The sequence below is a fragment of the Bartonella sp. AA1HLJMS genome (assembly GCF_042197445.1).
GTDB lineage: Bacteria > Pseudomonadota > Alphaproteobacteria > Rhizobiales > Rhizobiaceae > Bartonella.
The window spans coordinates 1-3,572 of record NZ_JBHIRW010000084.1; the positions used below are offsets into that span (position 1 = coordinate 1).

Consider the following 3,572-nt stretch of genomic DNA (forward strand, 5'->3'; position numbering starts at 1 on the left):
TCGGAATCGGACGCCGGTGGCAGAATCCCCACCACAATTCCAAGAAAGGAACTTGATCTTTGTATCAATGATATCGGGGGAATACCACCAAAACCTCAAGATAGTATTGTAATCATTTCCCCTGAAAACAACAAAGCCCCCTCTTCTCAAGAGCACTTCGTGATCACAGATGTCCAAGCCTCTGAATCCGGTATGTATAAGCTTATCTTGCGGGAGATAAAATAGTGATGTACATTTATACGATATACTACTTAAAAATCAATAAGGGCGCCCAAGAGATCGGATTACTGCTGTAAATCTTGGACTTGAAAAGGCGGTGAATTGGTAATTCCATGGTACGCCAGTACGGCGACTAATTTGGCATCCTTGATATGTTATCGTTACTGATGCAATTCGTGTCCAAGTAGTTCGTTCATTCCTTTTAGAGCTTTCAAATACAATGGCTTGATCTGTTACCAAAAGACGTCCAAAAAGTGTGGTCTTTTTATTAATATCAAAGGAAACGCGTTCTTGAACACCCAACAATTTTTCATTGCGTGCTAAACGATAATCGTATTCACTTGCATCAAGTTCTCGAAACATTTCACATGCTTCAGAAAAACTAGTTATTTCAATATCTGGTAGCAACATTGCAACTTGTTCTTCAAAAAGCTTTACTTTTTTATTTTCAAAATGGACAGCGATCCCCAAAAGTAAAACAATAATAATGGCGACTAATAACCATGGTGAAATACTTATTATTGCTACTATACTCCCAATCAATAGAGCACAAAGCAGAAAAATCTTGATCCCCTTTTCCAATCGTTCGTTTTTAAGTGCTGGAGACGTTTTATTAATGACTGAAAAATCAGAAGAAGAGTGTGCATGAGAAGGCGACACTGAAACCTGTTCTGGAATCTTCTTTTCAAAACGTTTTTTGCGTTTGTATCGCCAATAAGCAAAAATAGACAATGCAAAAAATGCAAAGCAGATTAACCAAAACCATCCCCAAAAGCCTAGGCCATCATTTTCATCTGATTTATTGTCTTGAGTGGGTGCGATTTTCTTATCAGTATTCTCAACTGGTGCCTGAGCCATGCTTTCATCTTGAGTAGCAACATCTATTGACGGAGTCGAAGAGGGGGTAACAACTTCATTATTATGTACAACTTGATCTGGTTTGTCTTTCTGTACAGCAACACCTACTATTGGAGCACCGACAAATAATAGAGCGCCAACACAAAGAGTCTTTAACCCCATTTTGCGCCATTTTTTTCTACATACGAAAACGATCCCAGTGATAATAATTGGTAAAGATAACAACCATACAATAATCGCAATTGTATCAAGTACGTCGCGCATTACTCCCCCTCCGCTATAAATAAAAAGAGAGAGATTTTAAAGTGAGTCGATAAATAAAGTAAAGATGTGCCTATATAATTTAGAAAAATGTAATATTATCTATTGACATCATCATAAGGATATGAATAATCGAATCAGGTGCCTAACGAACACCTTAAACCAATAGCGGATAGATTTCCGATACAATCTTTTCTCCGCACATTAAAGACTTTGACTCATTGTATGCTACGTGCATATAATAATGTTGTCGGGTGTGGTTACACTATACAATACCCTAACGGGGAAAGTGTGACGACGGACTATTGGCCGTGTTTGTTAGCACCCGGCACTCTATTTAGAGCGTCATTAACAAACATCTAACCAATAGGAGTTCATAATGAACAATCTTATAGAAATATCAGAACAGGTCATTGATCAAGAAACTGTTCAAACTGTTAATGCGCGTGATTTACATGCGTTTTTAGAGATAAAAGCCCGCTTTAATGATTGGATTAAAAATCGCATTAAAGAATGTAAGTTTCAGGAAAATATAAACTTTATAACGCTTACTAAAAATTTAGTAAACGGTGGAAAGGTAAAAGAATACCACATTACATTAGACATGGCTAAACACCTTTCCATGATCGAACGTAATGATAAAGGACATGAAGCACGTCAATACTTTATCAAATGTGAACGGCTTTTAAAACAAGTAACCACACCACAGATAGCCGCTCCACAAGTTGATTATTCCAAACCCGAAGCATTACTTGGTGTTTTGAATCACTTACAAAGTCAAATTGAGCAGAAAGATCATGTTATTGCAGAATTAGCACCAAAAGCAGAGGCACTTGAGGGTCTAAAACGTTCTGATGGTCTGTTTGGTCTTATCGAAGCAGCAAAGATGTTGGAGGTGCGACCAAAGGATTTAACAGATTACTTGCGTAAACATGATTGGGTCTATCGGCGTGCTCCAGGAGCGCCATTGTTACCTTATCAGGATAAGATCAAGAAAGGATTCATGGATTGCCCTGCTATCACCATTCAAAGACCAGATGGAACAGAAAAGGTGCTGCCTTCAACGAAAATCACATCCAGAGGATTGGCATGTTTGAGAGAACAAATCTTTGGGGGTGTGCAATGAATAGCAGTGTCGATTTTTTGTGCGATTTATGGATGGCATTGTTTAAGCTTTCTAATCATCGAGGCATTGGAGATGAGGACTGCAATGCTATAGTTGAGGTAATGGAATCGGTCGTAGATGCTCTGGTTTTAAAGCTTCAAGATGACGTGCCCAATATTACAAAAATCTTGGCAATTTTGACAGATTTTGGAGCTTCAGAACTTCCACATCGTATGGATTCTTTGTTGCGAACTTATGAACCAGATTTAGAGAGCCCCATTAAAAAGGTTGCTTAATTAAAAAAATAGAACTCCCCTCCCTATCGTTAAAGGTAGGGAGTGGTTAAACCCTACATTCAAATTTATTGATTTTGGCAAATTCGTCTGCTTTTTCAGTTTGTAATATACTAACGTCATAAGCAGCTTGCATGTTAAGCCAAAATTCAGCAGTAGTATCAAAAAAATAGGCTAATCTTAGTGCTGTATCGGGAGTCACTGGACTATTTTCAGCAACAATACGTTCTATTCTCGTGCGTGGAACATTTAATGCTTTTGCAAGAGCATAAGCAGAGAGAGCATATTCTTTTAAATATTCCTCTCGTAAAATTTCTCCGGGATGAATCGCTATATAATTTTTCATCTCGACCTCCTACAGATCAATGATAATCTACGATTTCAACTTCATAGGCACCATTAGAGCGCCATTCAAAACAAATACGAAACTGGTCATTAATACGGATAGAATATTGACCTTTACGCTCTCCTTTCAACGCTTCTAGACGATTTCCCGGAGGACTGCGCAAATCTTTAAGATCAACTGCTTTATCGAGCATAAACAACTTTCTTTGGGCTATACGCACTAGAGTGGTGGGAAAGCCTCTGGGCAGATTGCCTTCTAAAAGATCTTTACACCGCTTATCAGCAAAAGATTCAATCACCAAATCACCTTTATTCGTTCTTTTACGTATCATAACACGATACCAATATAAAGAAAAGGATAAATGTTAAATAACAGGAGCCCCCATGCATCCCCGCGAGACGATAAGAGAAACATTTGTTGCTTTGATAAAGGCAGCAAAGACGGCAGCTGGTGACAATGTTTTCAATATGCGTGACTTCAATTTATTTAT

The 3,572-nt window shown here is 38.2% G+C and carries 5 protein-coding genes and 1 pseudogene; 3 read left to right on the forward strand and 3 right to left on the reverse strand.

The features are described from left to right. Nucleotides 1-225 (forward strand): annotated as a pseudogene (locus ACFIQE_RS09110) (hypothetical protein); the annotation flags it as partial. 33 nt (nucleotides 226-258) lie between these two features. Here the strand turns inward: ACFIQE_RS09110 and ACFIQE_RS09115 are convergent. Next, a complete protein-coding gene (locus ACFIQE_RS09115) occupies nucleotides 259-1,341 on the reverse strand; it encodes a hypothetical protein (RefSeq protein WP_375707588.1) in 1,083 nt (360 codons plus the stop codon). 376 nt (nucleotides 1,342-1,717) lie between these two features. On the opposite strand from ACFIQE_RS09115, the gene ACFIQE_RS09120 reads away from it, so the two are divergent. After that, entirely contained in the window at nucleotides 1,718-2,464 is a 747-nt protein-coding gene (locus tag ACFIQE_RS09120) for an antA/AntB antirepressor family protein (protein ID WP_375707589.1), read from the forward strand. Continuing rightward, complete coding sequence (locus ACFIQE_RS09125) at nucleotides 2,461-2,739, forward strand: hypothetical protein (protein ID WP_375621875.1); 279 nt, start codon at nucleotides 2,461-2,463, stop codon at nucleotides 2,737-2,739. Before ACFIQE_RS09120 ends, ACFIQE_RS09125 begins: the two co-directional genes overlap by 4 nt. A 46-nt stretch (nucleotides 2,740-2,785) precedes the next feature. On the opposite strand, the gene ACFIQE_RS09130 is transcribed toward ACFIQE_RS09125, so the two are convergent. Beyond that, nucleotides 2,786-3,082 carry a HigA family addiction module antitoxin gene (locus ACFIQE_RS09130; protein ID WP_004861504.1) on the reverse strand — a complete coding sequence of 99 codons (297 nt, stop codon included), beginning with the start codon at nucleotides 3,080-3,082 and terminating at the stop codon, nucleotides 2,786-2,788. A gap of 16 nt (nucleotides 3,083-3,098) precedes the next feature. Beyond that, complete coding sequence (locus tag ACFIQE_RS09135; protein WP_375610725.1) at nucleotides 3,099-3,413, reverse strand: type II toxin-antitoxin system RelE/ParE family toxin; 315 nt, start codon at nucleotides 3,411-3,413, stop codon at nucleotides 3,099-3,101. Nucleotides 3,414-3,572 lie beyond the last annotated feature (159 nt).